The organism is Streptomyces sp. NPDC005820, from assembly GCF_040630255.1.
In the GTDB taxonomy this organism is placed as follows: domain Bacteria; phylum Actinomycetota; class Actinomycetes; order Streptomycetales; family Streptomycetaceae; genus Streptomyces.
This window is the reverse complement of the sequence record NZ_JBEXXE010000021.1, coordinates 79,339-99,287: the sequence shown is the minus strand read 5'-3', so window position 1 is coordinate 99,287 and position 19,949 is coordinate 79,339. Positions and strand designations below refer to the sequence as shown.

Here is a 19,949-nt window from a genome sequence, read left to right as displayed (position 1 = left end):
CGGAGTACGCCACGTTGCCCTCCCCGAGCGCGCCGTCGAGCCTTGAGTGAGTGTCGGCATCTCAGCACGAATCCCGGCACCGGGCCAAGGGGGCGGGTGAAGGATTTCACAAAGTCGGTCTCAGCTCATGCGCAGCGCCAGGAAGAAATCCAGCTTGTCCTCCAGCCGCGACAGATCACGGCTCGTCAGCTGCTCGATCCGGCCGACCCGGTAGCGCAGCGTGTTGACGTGCAGATGCAGCCGGGACGCGCAGCGCGTCCAGGAACCGTCGCACTCCAGGAACGCCTCCAGGGTGGGGATCAGCTCGGCGCGATGGCGGCGGTCGTACTCGCGCAGCGGGTCCAGCAGCCGGGCCGTGAACGCCCGGCGCACGTCGTCCGGGACGAACGGCAGCAGCAGGACGTGCGAGGCGAGCTCCTGGTGCCCGGCCGCGCAGACCCGGCCGGGCCGGGCCGCCGCCACCCGCCGCGCGTGCCGCGCCTCCTCCAGCGCCCCGCGCAGCCCCTCCGCCGAGTGCACGGCCGCGCTCACCCCGAGGGTGAGACGCCCGTCGCCGTCCAGCCCCGCCGACAGCGGCTCCCGTACGGCGGCCAGCAGCACGTCGGCGAGGACGCCCGCCTCGGAGCCGTCGTGCTCGCCGGCGACCGCCGGCAGCGGCACCAGGGCGACCGCCTCCTCACCGGTGTGGGCGACGGCGATCCGGTCGGACGGCTCGGTCCCGGTCGCCAGCGGGTCCACCAGGATCTCCTCCAGCAGCGCCTGGGTCACCGGACCCGTCTGCGGGCCCTCGCCCTCGGGGCGGTCCCATTCCACCCGCGCCACGACCACCTGCCACTGCGGGGCGGCCCCGAGACCCGGCAGCAGCACCGGCGCGGCCACCCGCAGCCGCGCCGCGATCTCCGCCGGGGCCGCGCCGGTCTGCACCAGCTCCAGCACCTCCTGCGCGAGCCTTCGGCGCACCGTGCGCGCCGCGTCCCGCCGGTCGCGCTCGACCGCGATCAGCTGGGTGACGCCGTACAGCAGGTCCAGCCGCTCCTCCGGCCATTCCCCGGCGTCCGCCTCCACGGCCAGCAGCCAGTCCGACAGCACGCTCTCGCGCACGTCCCGCCCGCCCTGCGCGCCGCGGCCACCGCCGCCGCGGATCGGGAACAGCGAGTACGTCGTGGTGCCCACCAGCGTCCGGTGCGGTCCGCGCCGGCCGCCGCGGACGGCCGCCAGCTGCTCCCCGGCCAGCCGTGCGCACACCTCGGCGGGCAGCGCAGGGCCCGCCGTCCTCGGGCCCGCGATCAGCCGCCCGGTGGGGGACAGCACCCATGCCCGCAGGTCCAGATCGGAGCCGAGCAGGTCCAGCACCACGTCCGGGCCGCCGCCCGCCGGACCCGAGGTCATCATCCGCCGGTGCCGGTCCACCACCGCCGCGAGGTCCCCGGCGCGCTCCCCGCTGACCTGCCGTACGACATGCTCGGTGATCGTCGCGAAGGCCACCGACTCGTCCACCGCGAACAGCGGCAGCCGGTGCCGGGCGCAGGCCACCACCAGATCGTCCGGCACATTCGCCAGCTCGGCCTCGCCGGCCGCCAGCGCGGCCACCCCGGACTGCACCAGGATCCGTACGAACGGCTCGGAGTCGGCGGGGCCCCGGCGCCAGGCCAGACCCGTCAGCACCAGCTCGCCGCCGGAGAGATAGCGGCTCGGGTCGCGCAGATCGGTGGTCATCACCCCGCGCACCGCGCGGTCGAGCTCGTCCTCGCCGCCGAGCAGCCGCAGCCCCAGCGCATCGGTGTCCAGAAGTGCGCGCAGCCGCATCTCGTCGCCGCCGTTCCTTGTCTTGAAGACTGTCTCGAAAACTACGATGAAAAGTGAAGGGATCCGTGGGGCGGGGGCCCGGCGGTGTGTCCAGGGGAAAACCCAGGGGATACGTAGAGGTTTCCGATGGCCTCCGTTCATACGAATCTACAAGATGCCTGTCGCGACCAGCCAACTCCTTCATGGTTTCCGTGACTGACACGGTCGGAGTACGGCGCTGTGTACTGAGCCCACTACGCGTGAACAGCACATGAACGAGCCGGGCCCGCCGCACACGATCTGGCTCGATCCGTACGACCCACGAGACGAAGAAGAGAGCCGGTCATGGACTTCCTTCGCCCCGCCAGCTGGGAGGAGGCGCTCGCCGCGAAGGCCGAGCACCCCAGCGCGGTGCCGATCGCCGGGGGCACCGACGTGATGGTCGAGATCAACTTCGACCACCGGCGGCCCGAGTACCTCCTCGACCTCACCCGCGTCGCCGACCTCTACGAATGGGAGGTCGGCGCGGACGCCGTGCGGCTGGGCGCCTCCGTTCCCTATACGAAGATCATGGAGAATCTGCGGTCCGAGCTGCCGGGCCTGGCCCTCGCCTCGCACACCGTGGCCTCCCCGCAGATCCGCAACCGCGGCGGCGTCGGCGGCAACCTCGGCACCGCCTCCCCGGCCGGCGACGCCCACCCCGCCCTGCTGGCGGCCGGCGCCGAGGTCGAGGCCGAGTCGGTGCGCGGCAGCCGCCGTATCCCCATCGACGACTTCTACACCGGCGTCAAGCGCAACGCGCTCGCCCCGGACGAGCTGATCCGCGCCGTCCACGTCAAGAAGGCCGACGGCCCCCAGCAGTTCTCCAAGGTCGGCACCCGCAACGCCATGGTCATCGCCGTCTGCGCCTTCGGCCTCGCCCTGCACCCCGAGACCCGCACGGTCCGCACCGGCATCGGCTCCGCCGCGCCCACCCCCGTCCGGGCGAAGGTCGCCGAGGACTTCCTCAACGCGGCGCTGGAGGAGGGCGGCTTCTGGGACAACGGGAAGATCGTCACCCCGTCGGTCGCCAAGGAGTTCGCCGGCCTGTGCGCCGCCGCCTGCAACCCCATCGACGACGTCCGCGGCACCGCGAGCTACCGCCGGCACGCGGTCGGCGTGATGGCCCGCCGCACCCTGACCTGGACCTGGGAGTCGTACCGCGGCGCCCGCCGCACCTCGGAAGGAGCCGCGTGATGCGCGTCAACCTCACCGTCAACGGACGTCCCCAGGAGGCCGACGACGTCTGGGAGGGCGAGAGCCTGCTCTACGTCCTGCGCGAGCGCCTCGGCCTGCCCGGCTCCAAGAACGCCTGCGAACAGGGCGAGTGCGGCTCCTGCACGGTCCGCCTGGACGGCGTGCCGGTCTGCGCCTGCCTGGTCGCCGCCGGCCAGGCCGAGGGCCGCGAGGTCGTCACCGTCGAGGGCCTCGCCGAGTACGCCCAGCGGCGCTCCGGCGGTACGGCCCCCGAGGCCGCCACCGACTCCCAGGCCGGCGGGGGCGGCGAACTCTCCCCGATCCAGCAGGCGTTCATCGACGCCGGCGCCGTGCAGTGCGGCTTCTGCACGCCCGGTCTGCTGGTCGCCGCCGACGAGATGCTGGAGCGCCACCCCGACCCGAGCGACGCGGACATCCGCGAGGCGCTCTCGGGCAACCTGTGCCGCTGCACCGGCTACGAGAAGATCATGGACGCGGTCCGCCTCGCGGCCGCCCGGCAGCAAGAGGCGGTCTGAGCCCCATGCCGACCAACGGCGCTCCCACGAAGATCACCCAGGGCTCGCAGACCAAGGGCGGCATCGGCGAGTCCACCCTCCGCCCCGACGGCACCCTCAAGGTCACCGGCGAGTTCGCGTACTCCTCCGACCTGTGGCACGAGGACATGCTCTGGGGCCAGATCCTGCGCTCCACCGTCGCCCACGCCGAGATCGTCTCCCTCGACACGAGCGAGGCCCTCGCCACCCCCGGCGTGTACGCCGTCCTGACGTACGACGACCTGCCCACCGAGGTGAAGCACTACGGCCTGGAGATCCAGGACACCCCCGTCCTGGCCCACGGCAAGGTACGCCACCACGGCGAACCCGTCGCGATCGTCGCCGCCGACCACCCGGAGACCGCCCGCCGCGCCGCCGCCAAGATCGAGGTCGAGTACCGCGAGCTGCCCGTCATCACCGACGAGGCCTCCGCCACCGCCCCCGACGCGGTCCTCGTCCACGAGCACCGCACCGACCACCACATCGGCCATGTGGCGCACCCCAACATCGTGCACCGCCAGCCGATCGTGCGCGGCGACGCGGCGGCGGCCGCCGCGCGGGCCGATGTGATCGTCCGCGGCGAGTACACCTTCGGCATGCAGGACCAGGCCTTCCTCGGCCCCGAGTCCGGCCTCGCCGTCCCCGAGGAGGACGGCGGCGTCCACCTCTACATCGCCACCCAGTGGCTCCACTCCGACCTGCGCCAGATCGCCCCCGTCCTCGGCCTCCCGCCGGAGAAGGTACGGATGACGCTGGCCGGCGTCGGCGGCGCCTTCGGCGGCCGCGAGGACCTGTCGATGCAGATCCACGCCTGTCTGCTGGCCCTGCGCACCGGCAAACCCGTCAAGATCGTCTACAACCGTTTCGAGTCCTTCTTCGGCCACGTCCACCGCCACCCGGCCAAACTGACCTACGAGCACGGCGCGACCCGCGACGGCAAGCTCACCCACGTCAAGTGCCGGATCGTCCTGGACGGCGGGGCGTACGCCTCCGCGAGCCCGGCCGTGGTCGGCAACGCCTCCTCCCTCGGCATCGGACCGTACGTCGTCGACGACGTCGACATCGAGGCCATCGCCCTCTACACCAACAACCCGCCCTGCGGCGCGATGCGCGGCTTCGGCGCGGTCCAGGCGTGCTTCGCCTACGAGGCGCAGATGGACAAGATGGCCAAGGAACTGGGCCTGGACCCGGTGGAGTTCCGCCGCCGCAACGCCATGGAACAGGGCACGCTCCTGCCCACGGGCCAGCCCGTCGACTCCCCGGCGCCGGTCGCCGAACTCCTGCGCCGCGTCAAGGCGATGCCGATGCCGCCGGAGCGCCAGTGGGAGTCCAGCGAGGGCGCGGACGTACGGCAGCTGCCCGGCGGCCTGTCCAACACCACCCACGGCGAGGGCGTCGTCCGCGGGGTCGGCTACGCCGTCGGCATCAAGAACGTCGGCTTCTCCGAGGGCTTCGACGACTACTCCACCGCCCGCGTCCGGCTGGAGGCCATGGCCGGCGAGCCCGTCGTCACCGTGCACACGGCGATGGCGGAGGTCGGCCAGGGCGGGGTCACCGTCCACGCCCAGATCGCCCGCACCGAGCTCGGCGTCGCCCAGGTCACCATCCACCCCGCCGACACGGAGGTGGGCAGCGCCGGTTCCACCTCGGCCTCCCGGCAGACGTACGTCACCGGCGGCGCCGTGAAGAACGCCTGCGAACTGGTCCGCGAGCGGGTCCTGGAGCTCGGGCGCCGCAAGTTCGGCACCCACCACCCGGCCTGGGCCACCGCCGAACTGCTCCTGGAGGGCGGCAAGGTCGTCACCGACGGCGGCGAGGTCCTCGCCGACCTGGTGGACGTCCTCGGCGAGGAGGCCGTGGAGGTCGAGGAGGAGTGGCGGCACCGGCCGACCGAACCCTTCGACCTGCGCACCGGACAGGGCAACGGCCATGTCCAGTACAGCTTCGCCGCGCACCGGGCGGTCGTCGAGGTCGACACCGAGCTCGGCCTGGTCAAGGTGATCGAGCTGGCCTGCGCCCAGGACGTCGGCAAGGCGCTCAACCCGCTGTCCGTGCTCGGCCAGATCCAGGGCGGCACCACCCAGGGCCTGGGCGTCGCCGTCATGGAGGAGATCATCGTCGACCCGAAGACGGCGAAGGTGAAGAACCCCTCCTTCACGGACTACCTCATCCCCACCATCCTCGACACGCCGACCATCCCCGTCGACGTTCTCGAACTCGCCGACGACCACGCCCCGTACGGACTGCGCGGCATCGGCGAGGCCCCCACCCTGTCCTCCACCCCGGCGGTCCTCGCGGCCATCCGCGACGCGACCGGCCTGGAGCTGAACAGGACGCCGGTCCGCCCGGAACACCTCACCGGCACGGCATAAGCACGTACCCCCATCCGCCTCGGGCCGTCCCCCGGGTCGCAACCGTCCCAACCCCCTCTGAAACTTGGGAGACGGCACCATGGCCCAGCAGTCCCTGCAGCCCAGGACCACCGCCGACGACGCGGGTGACGGCCCCCGCGTCCCGGCCGGCCGGTCCCGGCTCGACCGCTACTTCCACATATCCCACCGGGGATCCACCCTCGCGCGCGAGATCCGCGGCGGCGTCACCACCTTCATGGCGATGGCGTACATCCTGCTGCTCAACCCGGTGATCCTGTCCGGCAAGGACGCGGCCGGGGACACCCTCGCCCGCCCCGCGCTGATCACCGCGACCGCGTTCGCCGCGGCCCTCACCACCCTGCTGATGGGACTCGTCGGCAAGGTGCCCCTCGCGCTCGCCGCCGGACTGTCGGTCTCCGGCGTCCTGTCCTCCCAGGTCGCCCCGGAGATGACCTGGCCGCAGGCGATGGGCATGTGCGTGCTGTACGGCGTGGTCATCATGCTGCTCGTCGTCACCGGTCTGCGCGAGCGGGTCATGAACGCGATCCCGCTCGCCCTCAAACACGCCATCACCATGGGCATCGGCCTGTTCATCGCCCTCATCGGCTTCGCCAAGTCGGGCTTCGTGCACCAGGGCGGGGCGACCCCGCTCACCCTCGGCCCGGCGGGCGAACTGACCGGCTGGCCCGTGCTGCTGTTCGCCGGCACCCTGCTGCTGATCTTCATGCTCCAGGCCCGGAACGTCCCCGGCGCCATCCTCATCGGCATCGTCGGCGGCACGGCCTGCGCCGCGCTCCTGAACGCCACCGGGGTCGTCGACCCGAAGCAGTGGGCGGCAGGCGCCCCCGCACTGCACGGCAGCGCCGTGTCCCTGCCCGACTTCTCGCTCTTCGGGCAGGTCGAGTTCGGCGGCTGGGGCGAGGTCGGCGCGCTGACCGTGGGCATGATCGTGTTCACGCTGGTCCTCGCGGGCTTCTTCGACGCGATGGCCACCATCATCGGCGTCGGCACCGAGGCCGGACTGGCCGACGCCGAGGGCCGGATGCCGGGCCTGTCGAAGGCGCTGCTCATCGACGGCGCCGGCGGTGCCGTCGGCGGCGTGGCGGGCGGCTCCGGCCAGACCGTGTTCATCGAGTCGGCGACCGGTGTCGGGGAGGGCGCCCGCACGGGCCTCGCCTCGGTCGTCACCGGCCTGTTCTTCGCGGCCTGCCTCTTCTTCACCCCCCTGACGGCGATCGTCCCGCAGGAGGTGGCCTCCGCCGCGCTGGTCGTCATCGGCGCGATGATGCTGATGAACGCCCGCCATGTCGACTGGGCCGACCGGGCCACCGCGATCCCGGTGTTCCTCACCGTCGTCGTGATGCCGTTCACGTACTCGATCACCGCGGGTGTGGCCGCCGGCGTCCTCTCCCACGTGGCCGTCACCGCAGCTCAGGGCAGGGCGCGGGAAATCGGTGCCTTCATGTGGGGCCTGGCAGGCATCTTCCTGCTCTATTTCGCCCTCCATCCCTTTGAGGACTGGCTGGGCGTGCACTAGCCGGCCGTCGCCGCACCCGCCCCACCCCGACCGTCAAGGAGACAGGACATGCTGGACATCGCCGAGGAACTCAACCGGTGGGTCGAGCAGGGACGCGACTTCGCCGTCGCCACCGTGGTGGCCGTCGGCGGCAGCGCGCCCCGCCGGCCCGGCGCCGCCCTCGCGGTGGACGCCGACGGCACGGCGATCGGCTCGGTCTCCGGCGGCTGTGTGGAGGGCGCGGTGTACGACCTGTGCCGCGCGGCCCTGGCCGACGGCGGGACGGTCCTCGAACGCTTCGGCTACAGCGACGACGACGCCTTCGCCGTGGGCCTCACCTGCGGCGGTGTCATCGACGTCCTCGTCACCCCGGTGCGGGCCGGGGACCAGGTCCGCGCGGTGGCCGGGGCCGCGCTCGCCATCGCCGCGACCGGCGGGACGGCGGCGCTGGCCCGGATCGTCCGCGGCCCGGCGGACCTCGTCGGCCGCGCGCTCCTCGTCCGCCCGGACGGCAGCCACGAGGGCGGCCACGACGGCGGCTACGACGTCGGCCACGACGTCAGCCACGAGGGCGGCCTCGGCGACCGTCCCGAACTGGACCGCACGGTCGCCGCCGAGGCCCGCGCCCTTCTCGACGCCGGCCGCACCGGCACCCTGGAGATCGGCGCGGAGGGCTCCCGCTGCGGAGCCCCCCTCACCGTCCTCGTGGAGTCCTCGGTCCCGCCGCCCCGGATGATCGTGTTCGGCGCGATCGACTTCGCCTCGGCGCTGGTGCGGGTCGGCAAGTTCCTCGGCCACCATGTGACGGTGTGCGACGCCCGTCCCGTCTTCGCGACCCGGGCCCGCTTCCCCGAGGCCGACGAGATCGTCGTCGACTGGCCGCACCGCTATCTGGAGCGCACGGAGGTGGACGCCAGGACCGTCCTGTGCGTGCTGACCCACGACGCCAAGTTCGACGTCCCCCTGCTCCGGCTGGCGCTGCGGCTGCCCGTGGCCTACGTCGGCGCGATGGGCTCCCGCCGCACCCACCTCGACCGCAACGAACGCCTGCGCGAAGTGGGCGTGACCGAGCTGGAGCTGGCCCGGCTGCGCTCACCCATCGGCCTCGACCTGGGCGCCCGCACCCCCGAGGAGACGGCCCTGTCGATCGCCGCCGAGATCGTCGCCGCCCGCCGAGGCGGCAGCGGTGTCTCCCTCACCGGCGCCCACACCCCGATCCACCACGACCTGCCCGCCCGCCCGCCGGCCAGGATCGGCTCGGTGGCCTGAGCGCCTGTGCCGCATCCCCGGTGCCTCACGGCTTGCGCAGCAGCTTGTTCACCGCCCGGCCGAACACCTGGCGGGCCGTGGCCCGCAGCAGCGGATCGAAGGGGAACGGGAGGAATCGGACGCCGAGTTCCTCGCGCCAGACGACCCGGGTCCGGCCGCCCGGCCCCGGCCACACCTCGATCTCCGCCCAGCCCCGGACGACCCGGCCGCGTTTCTCGAGCCGGCACCGGCCGGGCTCGTCGGCGCCCGGCGGATGCCACACGGCGACCTCCATCCGGTCGTCGAAGGAGAGGGGGCCCAGACCCGAGCGGGCCACGACGACCGTGCCCTCGCCGGTCGGTGGGGGAGTGACCACGGTGACGCGGGTGAGCGGGACCACCTCGCCGTGCCGCGGCCACTCGGTGAGCCGGCGCCAGGCCTCCTCGAGGGGGAGCGGCACCGTGCGTTCGAGCTGGAAGAGGACCACGCGATGATCGTAGGGAGTCCGGACGGCCCGCAGGCACGTTACGCCACGGCTCACAGGATCGGCACAGCCCGTGCGCCGACTCTGTCGGCTCGTACGCCCGTACGGCACGATGAGGGCCGACCTCGCACGACCCCGCACCACCACCGGCACGGGAGGACGTCACGTGGACCGCACAGGGCTCGGCGGACTGGACGACTTGCAGCGGGATCCCTATCCGCTCTACGGACGGGCACGTGCGGCCGAGGGGTTGCTCCACGTCCCCGAGCTGGACGCCTGGCTGGTCGCCCGCGACGGCGACGTACGCGAAGTGCTGCGCAGGCCCGAGGACTTCTCGTCGGCGGGGGCGCTGCGCCCCGACGTGATGCCCTCGCCGGCCGCGCTCGCGGTGCTCGCCACCGGGTTCGGCGGACGGCCGGTGGTCGTCGGCACCGACGGCGAGGAGCACCAGCGGCTGCGCGCCCCCCTCGTACGCGGTCTCTCCCCCGCGAGGGTCGCCGCCGTCCTGCCGTACGCCGCGGAGCGCGCCGCCGCCCTGGTCGAGGAGTTCGCCGGGGACGGCCGGGTGGAGCTGATGGCGGCGTACGCGCGCCGGCTGCCCGGCGAGGTCGTCGGGCGGATCGTCGGGCTCGACCCGGCCGATGTGCCGGCCGTCGTGCACGGCGGCCACCGGGCGGAGGAATTACTGTTCCGTCCCCTGCCGGAGAAGGAACAGATCGCCGCCGCCGAGGACACGGTCGCCGGGCAGCACATCCTGGACCGGTACGCCCGGGAACGGCACGCCGACCCCCGCCCGGACCTGTGCTCGGAGATCGTCGCCTCCGTCGCCGCCTCACCCGGCGAACTCACCCCGGACGAACGGCACGAGGTGGTCTCCCACCTCCAGAACCTGGTGATCGCGGGCCACTTGACCACCACCGCGCTGATCGGGACCAGCGTGCTGCACCTGCTGCGGCATCCGGCCCAGTGGGACCTGCTGTGCGCGGAGCCGGAGCGGATCCCCGCGGCCGTCGAGGAGGCCGCGCGCTACGACACGGCGCTGCAGGGCTTCCGCCGGGTCACCACCCGGCCGCTCACCCTCGCCGGCACCGAACTCCACGCCGGGGCCTCCCTGTTCGTCGCCTTCGGCGCCACCGGCCGGGACGGGGCCCGGCATCCGCGGCCGGACGAGTTCGACATCACCCGCCCGCCCGGCCGCCACCTCGCCTTCGGCCACGGCCCGCACGCCTGCCCGGGCGCCCAGCTGGCCCGCGAACAACTCCGCCTGACGCTCACCGAGCTGACCCGCCGCCTGCCTGGCCTGCGGCTGTCCGAGGACCGTCCCGTCGTGATGCGCCCCACGATGATCCACCGCTCCCCGCAGGAGCTGCACCTGACCTGGTGAGTCAGCGATAGACCTTCCCGGGCTCCGCCTTGCCCGGCGCCAGCAGCTGGGGCACGGTGACGAACACGAAACCGCGTTCCTTCAGGGCGTCGATGATGCCGGGCACGGCCGGGACGGTCCCGTCGTAGAGGTCGTGCAGCAGGATGATGCCGTCCCGGTCGGCCTGGGCGAGGACGCGTTTCGTGATGAGCGCCGGGTCCGTCGTCCGGTAGTCCTTCGCGGTCACTGTCCAGAGCACCTCCGCGAGGCCCTCCTCACGGCAGATCTCGTGCACGGTCTCGTTCGTGCGGCCCTGCGGCGGGCGCATCAGGGTGGGGCGGCGGCCGGTGAGGCGCTCTATCTCGTCATCGGGGCGCCGGAGTTCCTCACGTATCTCGTCCGGCTCGATCCGCGTCAGGATCTTGTGGTCCCAGGTGTGGCTGGCCACCTCGTGCCCCTCGGCGGCCATGCGCCGGACGAGCTCCGGGTACTTCTCGATGTGCCGCTTCCCCAGCAGGAAGAAGGTCGCGTGGACCTGCTTCTCCTCGAGGATGTCCAGCAGCCGGGCCGAGTGCTCGCTGGGGCCCGCGTCGAAGGTGAGCGCGATGCACTTCACCTCGCGGCAGTCGACGGCGCCGAGGCGGGCGGCGGCCTGGACGGTGGCCGCCGGACGGGCGCGGGCGGCGCTGGGGGCGGTGGTGTCGAGACCGCCGCAGCCGGTGAGCGTGACCGCCAGGCAGGCGGCCGCCGCCGAGACGGCGACGGCACGCAACCCGGCCCCCGTTTTCTTCATCTTCCTGGTCGGAGAAGGCATGCCGAGACTATACATAGAGCGTATACACCCTATGTATAGTCTCGGTGTCATGCGATCACGGGGCCGGACGGGCCCTCAGGACCGCCTCACTGGGCGTAGAAGGTGGCGTCCCCCTTGTCCGTCGTGGTGCTCGGGGTCTGCACGTACAGCAGGTAGTTGTAGTGCCGGATGTAGCGGCCCGCGTAGTTGTAGGACTCGTACGAGATCCCCGCCGAGTCGGCGAGCCCGGACCGCTGGTAGAAGCTGGCGTCGGAGGCGAAGGCCGAGGTGCCGTCGTTCTTCTCCACCCACACCTCGAAGTTCTTGTGCCGCAGGTAGTAGCCGGGGAAGTTGGTCGACTCCAGCGACACCGTGCCGGTGCCGGCCAGCCCCGTCACGACCCGGAACTGCGAGTCCGCGAGCGGGCTGACGTTCGCCTCGATCTTCCCCCGGTACTCCCAGTGCCGGATGAACCGGTCCGGGTAGTTGAAGGAGGAGAACCGCTGCGGGGTGACCCCGTCGGCCACCGGGATCCCGAAGTCCGGCGTGCCGTCGGCCTTCCAGTACACCTTCTGCACCCGGGTCCGTCGGTTGGGGTCGTTCAGCGGGTCGCCGGTGATGTCCTTGTAGCTGCGGTCGTGGTAGACGAGGATGTCCGACTTGCCGTCCTCGGACACGGTGAACGAGTTGTGGCCCGGCCCGTACTGCGAGGTCGCGTCGCTCGTCTTGAACACCGGCGACGCACCCTTCGTCCAGGACGCCGCGTTCGTCAGGTCCGCCGTCGCGGACGCGGTCAGCATCCCCAGGCAGTAGTTGGCGTCCGTGGCGCTCGCCGAGTAGGTGAGGAACACCTTGTCGCCGTGCTGGATGAGGGCCGGCCCCTCGTTGACCTTGTAGCCCACCGTCTCCCAGGACAGCGTCGGCTGCGAGATCTCCGTCGGAGTCCCCGACACCGTCCAGGGGTTGGACATCTTCGCGATGAACAGGCTCGTGTTGTTGTCCTCGGACGGGTTGCGCTGCGCCCAGGCGAGATAGCGGACACCGTTCACGACGAAGGTGGTGGCGTCCAGGGAGAAGCTCTCCCAGGTGGTCTTGATCTGGCCCTTCTCGGTCCAGGTCGCGGTCAGCGGGTTGGCGCCGGTGCCTTCGAGGACGTACATCCGGATCGCCCACACGTCGGAGGTCGACCCGGCCGCGAAGTACACGTACCACTTGCCGTCGATGAAGTGGATCTCCGGCGCCCAGATGTGCGCGCCCATGATCCCGCTGGAGTGCTTGGTCCAGATGGTGACCTCGGAGGCCGTGGCGAGGCCCTGGATGGTCGTCGCCCGGCGCAGCACGATCCGGTCGTACTCCGGGACGGTGGCGGTGAAGTAGTAGTAGCCGTCGGTGTGCTTGAAGATGTGCGGGTCGGCCCGCTTCTCGGCGATCGGGTTGGTGTAGGTCACGGCGGGGGATTCCGGTACGGCGGCCTGGGCGGGGGAGCCCACGCCGGTGAGGACGGCCGCGAGGGCGACGAGGACGGCCAGGAGCAGCCGAACGGCGTTGCGTCTCAAGAGAGTTCTCCAGAGAGAGGGGGCGAAGGGGGTGGGGGCGGGGGTCAGGTGGTGGGCATGAGGCGCCACTGCTGGCAGGTGTTGTCCAGCCAGGTCCACTGCCGTACGTCGGTGCCGTTCGCGGTACCGCAGTTCGCGACGTCGGCGACCTTGCCGGTGGACTCGTTGACGATCCGGACGTAGTCGCCGGTGGCGGTGAACACCAGCCGGAACCGCTGGCACTTGTTGTTCAGCCACGACCACTGCCGGATGTCGGTGCCGTCGGCGCTCGCGCAGTCGGCGATGTCGGCGACCTTGCCGGTGGCCACGTTGACCAGCCGGTTGGTGTCGTCGCCGAGGTCCTCGATCTTCCACTTCTGGTTGGTCCCGCCGTTGCAGGTCCACTGGAAGATGTTCGTGCCGTCGGCCGTGCCACCGCCGTCGACGTCCAGGCACTTGCCGCTGTTGCGGTTGACGAGGGTGTACGACGTCGGGGTCGTCGCCGTCTCGCCGGACGGGCCGGGCAGCGAGGTGCCGAGGGCGACCGGGGTGCCGAAGTTCGGGGTGCCGTCGGCGTTCCAGGTGAACTTCTGCGCCCGGGTCGTGCGTCCGTTGCCGCAGCCGCCGCTGCTGGAGGAGTTGGCGTGGTAGACGATCCAGTTCTCGGTGCCGTCCGGCGAGCTGAAGAAGCCGTTGTGGCCGGGCCCGTAGACCCCGTTGGCGTCACTGCGCTGGAAGACCGGCGACTGCGTCTTCGTCCACGAGGACGCGCTGAGCGGATCGGAGCCGGTCAGCTCCAGCAGCCCCAACTTGTAGTCGGCCGTGGTGCAGTAGCTCGCCGAGAACGTCAGGAACGTACGCCCGCCGTGATAGAGCGGCTCGGGGCCCTCGTTCACCGCCGCACCCGAGGTCTCCCAGCTCAGCGTGGGGCTGGAGATGATGGTGAAGGTGTCGCTGGAGAGCGTGTACGGGTTGCTCATCGGCGCGATGACCAGGCTCTGCTTGCTGCCGTTGATGGACCCGCTGCCGACGAGGTACAGCTTGTTGTTCGCCTGGAGCACGGTCGCGTCGATCAGCCAGCCGCCCGGCGTGAGGTTGGAGCCGGTGAGCGAGCCCTTGTAGGTGTAGGGGCCCAGCGGGTCCGTGCCGGCGCTCTCCAGGACATGGGTGCGCTGGGAGTCGCAGCAGGAGACCCCGCTCTGCCCGGCCGAGTAGTACAGGTACCAGTGGCCGTTGAACTGGTGGAGCTCCGGCGCCCAGATGTTGGTGTTGCGGGTGGACGTGGTGTCCGACCACACCTGCACATTGGGCGCGGTGGCCAGGCCCGCCAGCGTCGGCGACTTGCGCATGCCGAGGATGCCGGTGAACGTCGTGGTGATCAGGTAGTAGTTGCCGTCGTAGTACTCCAGCCAGGGGTCGGCCCCCTTGGACGACTTCAGCGGGTTGGTGTACGGGCGGCCGTCCGCCGCGGACACCGGCTGAGTCGCGGCGACCAGGGCCACCAGGAGCGTCAGCACGCAGACGAGCAGGGATCTGCGGCGGCGCGTGGCGGTCGAGCCGGGGCGCCGACGAAACATCCGAGGCATACAGGACCGTCCCTTGTCCGTAATTTCGAACGTAGTTCGTAACTTCGGCCCAGAACATAAGGGGGCCGCATGTCCGCGTCAATGCTGTCGGCGAGTCGTGGTGGAGTCCGCTCGTTCGAAGGGTGCTTTTTTCGGGTCGCTTGTATGGTGCACGCTCTGTGAAATGCCTGGGGAAAGGTGGGTACCCGTACGGGTGACAGGCCAGGTATCGGCTTGGTTGTGGACCTGTCGGCTCGGATAGCCTGAGGCGGTTCGCGCGTTCCGGAGAGAAAGGCCCCGGCGGCCGGCTCCGGGAATATGAGACGCGAACAAGTGAAAAGGAAAGAACAGAAAGGGTGCGCGTCATGCCGCCTGTGGTTCCCCCGTTCCTGATCGGTCTCATCGCGGCGCCTCTCGCCAAAAGGATCGTCAAACCCGTCATGCGCGGTCTGGTGAAGACCTCCGTCGGACTCGTCCTCGAAGTCAGGCGCGCCGCCCACGAGGCCGGAGAGGGACTCCATGACCTCGCCGCCGAGGTCACCGCCGAGGTCGTGGCCGCGCAGCAGGCGGGCGGTGACGGTGCCCGCGGGGCGGAGCCGGCCGCCGCGCCCGCGAAGACCGCCTCGCCCGAAGGCCACCACAAGGCCCCGGCCAAGCGCCCGCCCGCGGTCGCCACCGGCAAGGCGCACTGAACACCCGTGCCGCACCTCCCCCGCACGACGCCGGACGAATCCCGAAAGGGACGAGGAAGAGTCTCCCGGGGGCTTATTCGCCGAAGCGCCGGAAGAAATTCCGGCGTCAAAAGGATGCGCGTCGGAGAAGTCGCCGAAGACGTCAGGGGCCCTCGTCGAACCGCCCACGGAACCGCCGAGATCTGCCCGCTCTCCGGGAATTCCCCCACGGTCGTTCTCCGCTGCGTCCGCCCCCGATCCACCGGGAAATCGGCACCGGCGACCCGGACGGCGGAATCGGCCGGACCGCCGGCCGGTTCAGCGCGTTCCGTCAGTTCGCCACTCCGCCACTCCGCCAGCCCGCTACTCCGCCAGTACGCCAGACCTCTAGTCCTTCAGGAGGCCGCGTGGCCGTCGTCCCCCTCCCCGCACCCCCGCCGCACACCGCGGACCGCTGGCTGCGGGTCCACCCCTGCCGTGCACCCCGGCCCGCCCGCCGCCTGGTGTGCTTCCCGCACGCCGGCGGCACCGCCCACCTCTTCCACACCTGGCCCGGCCGGCTGCCCGACGACACCGAACTCCTCGCCGTGCGCTACCCGGGCCGCCAGGACCGGCTGGCCGAGCCGTGCGCCGAGGACATGGACCACCTCGCCGACGCCGTCACCGACGCCCTCGCCCCCTTCACCGGCCTGCCCCTCACCCTGTTCGGGCACAGCATGGGCTCCGCCGTCGCCTACGAGGTCGCCCTGCGTCTGGAGTCCCACGGCGTCCGCCCCGCCCACCTGCTGGTCTCCGGCCGGGCCGCCCCGCACCGCGCCCGCCCGACCGGGGTGTCCGACGGCGACGACGAGGCGCTGCTCGCCGTCGTCCGCGGTCTCGGCGACCACCAGTCGGAGGCGTACGACATCCCGGAACTCAGAGAACTGCTGCTGCCCGCGCTGCGCGCCGACTACCGCCTCATCGAGGCCTACCGCCCCGCCCGCCCCCTGCCGCTGCGCGCCCCCGTGACCGCCTACACGGGCCGCGACGACCTCACCTGCCCGCCCGACGCCGTCCGCGCCTGGGGCGAACTGACCGCGCCCGGCCTCTTCACGCTGCGCGCGTTCCCGGGCGACCACTTCTACCTCGTCCCGCACGAGGCCGACCTGGTCGCCGACATCGTCACCCGGATGGTCTGAACCGGCCCTCGACAGTGCGTCTTCCCCAGCGGGCCCGCTTCGGTCACCATAGGGACATGGCGCACACGGAGGGCACCACACAGGGGATACGTTCAGGGCTCATCGATCTGTCGGGCGTCCCCCTCGACGAAGTCGGAGAGGTCAGCGGTCTCGCGGACGCTCTGGCGCAGCTGCAGGGCCGACTGGCCCACACCTCGGCTCCGTTGTGCGAGGGCAGCATGGCGGCGTCCCTGTGCAACGGCACGGTCCGGAAGGTCTGAGCACCGGTCGTCCCTGACCGTTGATCACACCTGAGCCCTACCACGTCGGCCCGAGGACGCTCGTGGGGATCGCCGTCGGCGACGTACGCCCCGCGGACGTCGCCCTGCTCGACTCGGCGGAACGCAGCAGACTGGTCCTCGCGCTCAAGGCGATCCTCGAGCTGTCCCCGCACCCGGACGAACGTCCGCCCGGCGGTGCGCCCCCCACCCGCCCCGCGGCGGCCTGGCACCTGCTGAGCGCCGCACAACGCGCGGACCCGGACGCCGTGGAGGCCGTGTTCCACGACCCGGCCGTCGCCGCCTGGGCGTTCCAGCTGCTGCGGCAGCTCGCCCATGGCGTCGTGGCCCCCGCCGACGCCTCGCCGTACGCCGCGGCGACCCTGCTGGGCTCCCTGGCCGCGGCCGCCGCCATCCGCGTCGGCGCCCGCTGCTCCCTGCGGCTGCCGGTCCGCGGCGGCCGGCTGTGGCTGCCCTCCCTCGGACTGACGGCGTCGGTCGGCCGCGGCGACCGGGCGCTGATCGGGGTCGAGTGCGGACCGGACGGAACGGTCGTCTACGGCGACAGCGGCTCCCTGCGCATGCCGCACGATCTCACCGCGCCCTCCGAGGGCTGGTCGCCGCTGCCCGCGCTGGGCGTCACGCGGCCGAACGGCACCCCGGCCGTCGTCCTCGACCATCTCTCGCCCTACCGCGACTTCCGGGCCGCGCACGACCCCCTCGACCTCACCTCGGACGAGGTACGGGAATGGCGCGCCGTCCTCCACGACGCGTACGAGATGCTGAGGACGAGCGACCCGACGGCCCACCGGGCGGTGACGGGCACCGTGCGCTCGGTCGTCCCGCTGGAGAACGCCGGCCCGCTGCGCGTCATCAGCGCCTCCGTCCCCGACGCCTACGGCGCGATCATGACCTCGTTCAGCAGGGACGTCCCCTCCCTGGCCGCCACCCTCGTCCACGAGGCCCGGCACCAACTGCTGACCGCCCTCGGCGATCTGACGCCCCTGTTCGTGCCGCTGCGCGAGGGACCGGAACCGGTGTACTTCGCTCCCTGGCGCAACGACCCGCGCCCCCTGCGCGGACTGCTCTACGGAGCCCACGCCTTCGCCGGGGTCACCTCGTTCTGGCGGCAGCGCCGGGCGGCCGACGGGCCGCGGGCGGACTTCGAGTTCGCCCTGTTCCGCTGGCAGCTGCGCACCGCGCTGGCCGCCCTGCACAACGCCACCGGCCTGACCCCCGCCGGCGGCCGGGTGGTCGCCGCCCTGGCCGCGTCCGCCGCCCCCTGGTGGACCGAACCCGTACGGGGACTGCCCGCGCACCTCGCCGACCTGTGCCGGCGCGACACGCTGGCCACCTGGCGGGCCGGCAACCTGACCGTCGACGACACCGACCTCGATCCGCTTGTGCGCCGCTGGCGGGCGGGCCTCGCCCCGCCCGACCCGCTGCCGGCCGCCCGCCTCACCGCCACCCCGGGGTCCGCGGTGCGCCGGGGAGCCCGCACCGCGCTGGCCCGGATGCGACTGGCCGACCCCGGGGCCTTCGCGCGGGCACGGGCCGCGCTCGCCGCCGGGGCGGAGAGCCCGCCGGAGACGACCGGGGCCACACTCGCGGACGTGGCCCTGCTGAGCGGGGACCCCGAACAGGCCCTGGGCCTCTACCGCCGGACGGCCCCCGACGCCCCCGCCTGTGTCGGACTCGGCCTGGCCCTGGGCCCGCACGGCACCCTTCTGGTGGAGCGCCCGGAACTCGTCCTGGCGCTCCACACCGCGCTGGCGCGGCGGGGCGGCCCACCACCCGGAGTCGAGGAACTCGCCACCTGGCTCGACGCGCGGCGCCCCCGCCCGGTGGTCAGACACCCAGCAGGTCGATGTCGCAATTGGCCCGCTTGAGGTTCTCGGCATCCAGCGTGGCCTGGTGCGAGGGTCCGTGGACCTGACGGAACAAGGACAGCGCCTTGTCGTACACCCGCTGCGCCTCCTCGGGCTCGTCCACGCTCCTGAGGTCGTAGGACAGGTTCAGCATGACGGCCAGCGTCGAGGGGTGGTCGACTTCGCCGCGTGGTCCAGCTCGTGCGCCTCGGCGACCCGGTTCAGCAGACGGAGCGTCACCGCCAGGTTGGTCGCCGTCGCATAGGTGTGCGGGTGTTCCTCGCCCAGCAGCGCCCGGCATCGCTGCATGGTGGCCTGCCCGAGCTCCACCGCCTTGGTGAGATCACCGGTCTGGCGCAGGTCGGTCGCGTGGTTCAGCGAGGCCCGGACGGTCTCCAGCGAGTCCTCCCCGGCCTTCTCGCGGAGGATCTTCAGCGCCATCGAGGAGAGCTCCAGCGCACCGTCGTGGTCGCCGAGCCTGCGCAGGGCGACCGACAGCTCACGGGTGGCCCTGATCGTCATGTCGTGCTCCGGGCCGAGGCGCTGGAGCGCGAACTCCCTCAGGTCCGTCAGCAGGTCCCGCGCGTCGGTGGCGTCGCCGAGCTCCTGGTGGTCGAGCGCCATCTGATAGCGGCTGCCGAGCGTCGACATGTGGTCCTCGCCGAGGACCTCGAGCCGTCGGTCGTAGGTCTCCGAGTCGATCTCCAGGGCCTGCTTGAAGTCGCCCGCGAGCCGGAGGCCGACCGTGTGGTTGTGCGCCGCCTGGAGCGTGCCGGGGTCGTGGGTGCCGAAGTCCAGCAGCGTCGTCTCGTACGTCGTGCGGTCCAGCTCGCGCGCCTGGTAGAAGTCACCGCGCAGGCGCAGCAGGATCGCCAGCACGCTCAGGGCGCGCTGGGTCGTCTCGTTGCGTTCGCCGAGCACCCGGCGGCAGCGGGCGACCAGTTCGACCTGGAGCTCGTACGCCTCCTCGTAGCGGTTCTGCCAGCGCAGGGTCAGGGCGCGGACCTGGTCCATGGCGATGACGTGTTCGTGGTCGTCGCCGAGAAGCTGGCGCCAGGTGCGCGCCGCCTCGTCGGCGACCTCCCAGGCCTCCTGGTAGTCGCTGCGGGAGACGAGGAAACTCGCCTCGTTCAGCAGCAGTTGACGGGCCCAGCCGTCCTCGCACTCCACCAGCCGCCTGCCGAGTTGCCGAGGGGATAGCCGATGACCGCGACACCGCGGCCGTCCGGTGCGCCGCAGTGTGCGAGGGGGAGGGCACGCAGCCGGGCCCCAGCCGGGGGTGGCCCGGGTCCACGGCCAGCACGGCGAAATCCATCAGATCCGCCAGGGCGGCGCCCGGTTCACCGCCGTCCATGGGCGGGGGAGGCGCCCAGGCCCCGGGAAGGAGGCGGGCCGTGGCGCTCCAGCCGCGTCCCGGCAGGTCGACGACGACCGGTTCGCCGAAGGGGCCGCCCAGAGCCGCCGTGACGACATGGGCGCAGGTCAGCACATGGAGCGTCGGGGACGCGGACGGGGACGCGCGGG

Annotated in this window: 17 protein-coding genes; 10 read left to right on the top strand and 7 right to left on the bottom strand. The window is 72.2% G+C overall.

The features are described from left to right. Positions 1-120 precede the first annotated feature (120 nt). Positions 121-1,806 (bottom strand): PucR family transcriptional regulator ligand-binding domain-containing protein, encoded by a 1,686-nt coding sequence (locus tag ABZ464_RS25785; protein ID WP_359280154.1) that lies wholly within the window; start codon positions 1,804-1,806, stop codon positions 121-123. A 324-nt stretch (positions 1,807-2,130) separates the two neighbouring features. Between ABZ464_RS25785 and ABZ464_RS25780 the strand changes: the two genes are divergently transcribed. From ABZ464_RS25780 to ABZ464_RS25760, 5 genes are all read left to right on the top strand, one after another. Further along, entirely contained in the window at positions 2,131-3,021 is an 891-nt protein-coding gene (locus ABZ464_RS25780; RefSeq protein ID WP_359280152.1) for an FAD binding domain-containing protein, read from the top strand. After that, complete coding sequence (locus tag ABZ464_RS25775) at positions 3,021-3,557, top strand: (2Fe-2S)-binding protein (RefSeq protein ID WP_359280150.1); 537 nt, start codon at positions 3,021-3,023, stop codon at positions 3,555-3,557. The genes ABZ464_RS25780 and ABZ464_RS25775 overlap by 1 nt, the downstream gene beginning before the upstream one ends. Before the next feature lie 5 nt (positions 3,558-3,562). After that, positions 3,563-5,947, top strand: a complete 2,385-nt coding sequence (locus tag ABZ464_RS25770; protein ID WP_359280149.1) for a molybdopterin cofactor-binding domain-containing protein — start codon at positions 3,563-3,565, stop codon at positions 5,945-5,947. A gap of 79 nt (positions 5,948-6,026) precedes the next feature. Further along, on the top strand, positions 6,027-7,484 hold the full coding sequence (locus ABZ464_RS25765; protein WP_359280147.1) for an NCS2 family permease: 1,458 nt from the start codon (positions 6,027-6,029) through the stop codon (positions 7,482-7,484). 48 nt (positions 7,485-7,532) lie between these two features. Then, positions 7,533-8,732: an XdhC/CoxI family protein gene (locus ABZ464_RS25760; RefSeq protein ID WP_359280146.1), complete on the top strand. Its 1,200-nt coding sequence runs from the start codon at positions 7,533-7,535 to the stop codon at positions 8,730-8,732. A 25-nt stretch (positions 8,733-8,757) separates the two neighbouring features. Here the strand turns inward: ABZ464_RS25760 and ABZ464_RS25755 are convergent, their stop codons facing one another. Next, the gene (locus ABZ464_RS25755; RefSeq protein ID WP_359280145.1) at positions 8,758-9,198 is read right to left on the bottom strand and encodes an SRPBCC family protein; all 441 of its coding nucleotides are present in this window, start codon (positions 9,196-9,198) and stop codon (positions 8,758-8,760) included. Positions 9,199-9,361: 163 nt separating this feature from the next. On the opposite strand from ABZ464_RS25755, the gene ABZ464_RS25750 reads away from it, so the two are divergent. Continuing rightward, complete coding sequence (locus ABZ464_RS25750) at positions 9,362-10,579, top strand: cytochrome P450 (protein WP_359280144.1); 1,218 nt, start codon at positions 9,362-9,364, stop codon at positions 10,577-10,579. A gap of 1 nt (position 10,580) precedes the next feature. On the opposite strand, the gene ABZ464_RS25745 is transcribed toward ABZ464_RS25750, so the two are convergent. The 3 genes from ABZ464_RS25745 to ABZ464_RS25735 form a co-directional block, all read right to left on the bottom strand. After that, entirely contained in the window at positions 10,581-11,372 is a 792-nt protein-coding gene (locus ABZ464_RS25745) for a polysaccharide deacetylase family protein (protein ID WP_359280143.1), read from the bottom strand. Between the two features lie 86 nt (positions 11,373-11,458). Further along, entirely contained in the window at positions 11,459-12,907 is a 1,449-nt protein-coding gene (locus tag ABZ464_RS25740; RefSeq protein ID WP_359280142.1) for a family 43 glycosylhydrolase, read from the bottom strand. A 44-nt stretch (positions 12,908-12,951) separates the two neighbouring features. Then, positions 12,952-14,463, bottom strand: a complete 1,512-nt coding sequence (locus tag ABZ464_RS25735) for a family 43 glycosylhydrolase (RefSeq protein WP_359280273.1) — start codon at positions 14,461-14,463, stop codon at positions 12,952-12,954. Positions 14,464-14,816: 353 nt separating this feature from the next. Here ABZ464_RS25735 and ABZ464_RS25730 point away from each other — a divergent pair, with 353 nt between their 5' ends. The 4 genes from ABZ464_RS25730 to ABZ464_RS25715 all read left to right on the top strand — a co-directional run bounded on the left by ABZ464_RS25730 (position 14,817) and on the right by ABZ464_RS25715 (position 18,446). Then, complete coding sequence (locus ABZ464_RS25730) at positions 14,817-15,143, top strand: DUF5132 domain-containing protein (protein ID WP_359280141.1); 327 nt, start codon at positions 14,817-14,819, stop codon at positions 15,141-15,143. A gap of 386 nt (positions 15,144-15,529) precedes the next feature. Then, a complete protein-coding gene (locus ABZ464_RS25725; RefSeq protein WP_359280140.1) occupies positions 15,530-16,300 on the top strand; it encodes a thioesterase domain-containing protein in 771 nt (256 codons plus the stop codon). Between the two features lie 56 nt (positions 16,301-16,356). After that, the gene (locus ABZ464_RS25720; RefSeq protein ID WP_359280138.1) at positions 16,357-16,560 is read left to right on the top strand and encodes a hypothetical protein; all 204 of its coding nucleotides are present in this window, start codon (positions 16,357-16,359) and stop codon (positions 16,558-16,560) included. Positions 16,561-16,622: 62 nt separating this feature from the next. Further along, positions 16,623-18,446, top strand: a complete 1,824-nt coding sequence (locus ABZ464_RS25715) for an HEXXH motif-containing putative peptide modification protein (RefSeq protein ID WP_359280136.1) — start codon at positions 16,623-16,625, stop codon at positions 18,444-18,446. Here ABZ464_RS25715 and ABZ464_RS25710 read toward each other — a convergent pair. Further along, complete coding sequence (locus ABZ464_RS25710; protein WP_359280134.1) at positions 18,406-18,579, bottom strand: tetratricopeptide repeat protein; 174 nt, start codon at positions 18,577-18,579, stop codon at positions 18,406-18,408. The two genes, ABZ464_RS25715 and ABZ464_RS25710, sit on opposite strands and share 41 nt — an antisense overlap. Then, positions 18,573-19,595, bottom strand: a complete 1,023-nt coding sequence (locus tag ABZ464_RS25705; RefSeq protein WP_359280133.1) for a tetratricopeptide repeat protein — start codon at positions 19,593-19,595, stop codon at positions 18,573-18,575. Before ABZ464_RS25705 ends, ABZ464_RS25710 begins: the two co-directional genes overlap by 7 nt. Positions 19,596-19,949 lie beyond the last annotated feature (354 nt).

Bases quoted from the DNA above. Each gene is read 5' to 3' on its own strand.
- ABZ464_RS25785 (WP_359280154.1), bottom strand. From the start codon at position 1,806: ATGCGGCTGCGCGCACTTCTGGACACCGATGCGCTGGGGCTGCGGCTG.
- ABZ464_RS25780 (WP_359280152.1), top strand. From the start codon at position 2,131: ATGGACTTCCTTCGCCCCGCCAGCTGGGAGGAGGCGCTCGCCGCGAAG.
- ABZ464_RS25775 (WP_359280150.1), top strand. From the start codon at position 3,021: ATGCGCGTCAACCTCACCGTCAACGGACGTCCCCAGGAGGCCGACGAC.
- ABZ464_RS25770 (WP_359280149.1), top strand. From the start codon at position 3,563: ATGCCGACCAACGGCGCTCCCACGAAGATCACCCAGGGCTCGCAGACC.
- ABZ464_RS25765 (WP_359280147.1), top strand. From the start codon at position 6,027: ATGGCCCAGCAGTCCCTGCAGCCCAGGACCACCGCCGACGACGCGGGT.
- ABZ464_RS25760 (WP_359280146.1), top strand. From the start codon at position 7,533: ATGCTGGACATCGCCGAGGAACTCAACCGGTGGGTCGAGCAGGGACGC.
- ABZ464_RS25745 (WP_359280143.1), bottom strand. From the start codon at position 11,372: ATGCCTTCTCCGACCAGGAAGATGAAGAAAACGGGGGCCGGGTTGCGT.
- ABZ464_RS25735 (WP_359280273.1), bottom strand. From the start codon at position 14,463: ATGTTTCGTCGGCGCCCCGGCTCGACCGCCACGCGCCGCCGCAGATCC.
- ABZ464_RS25730 (WP_359280141.1), top strand. From the start codon at position 14,817: ATGCCGCCTGTGGTTCCCCCGTTCCTGATCGGTCTCATCGCGGCGCCT.
- ABZ464_RS25720 (WP_359280138.1), top strand. From the start codon at position 16,357: ATGGCGCACACGGAGGGCACCACACAGGGGATACGTTCAGGGCTCATC.
- ABZ464_RS25710 (WP_359280134.1), bottom strand. From the start codon at position 18,579: ATGCTGAACCTGTCCTACGACCTCAGGAGCGTGGACGAGCCCGAGGAG.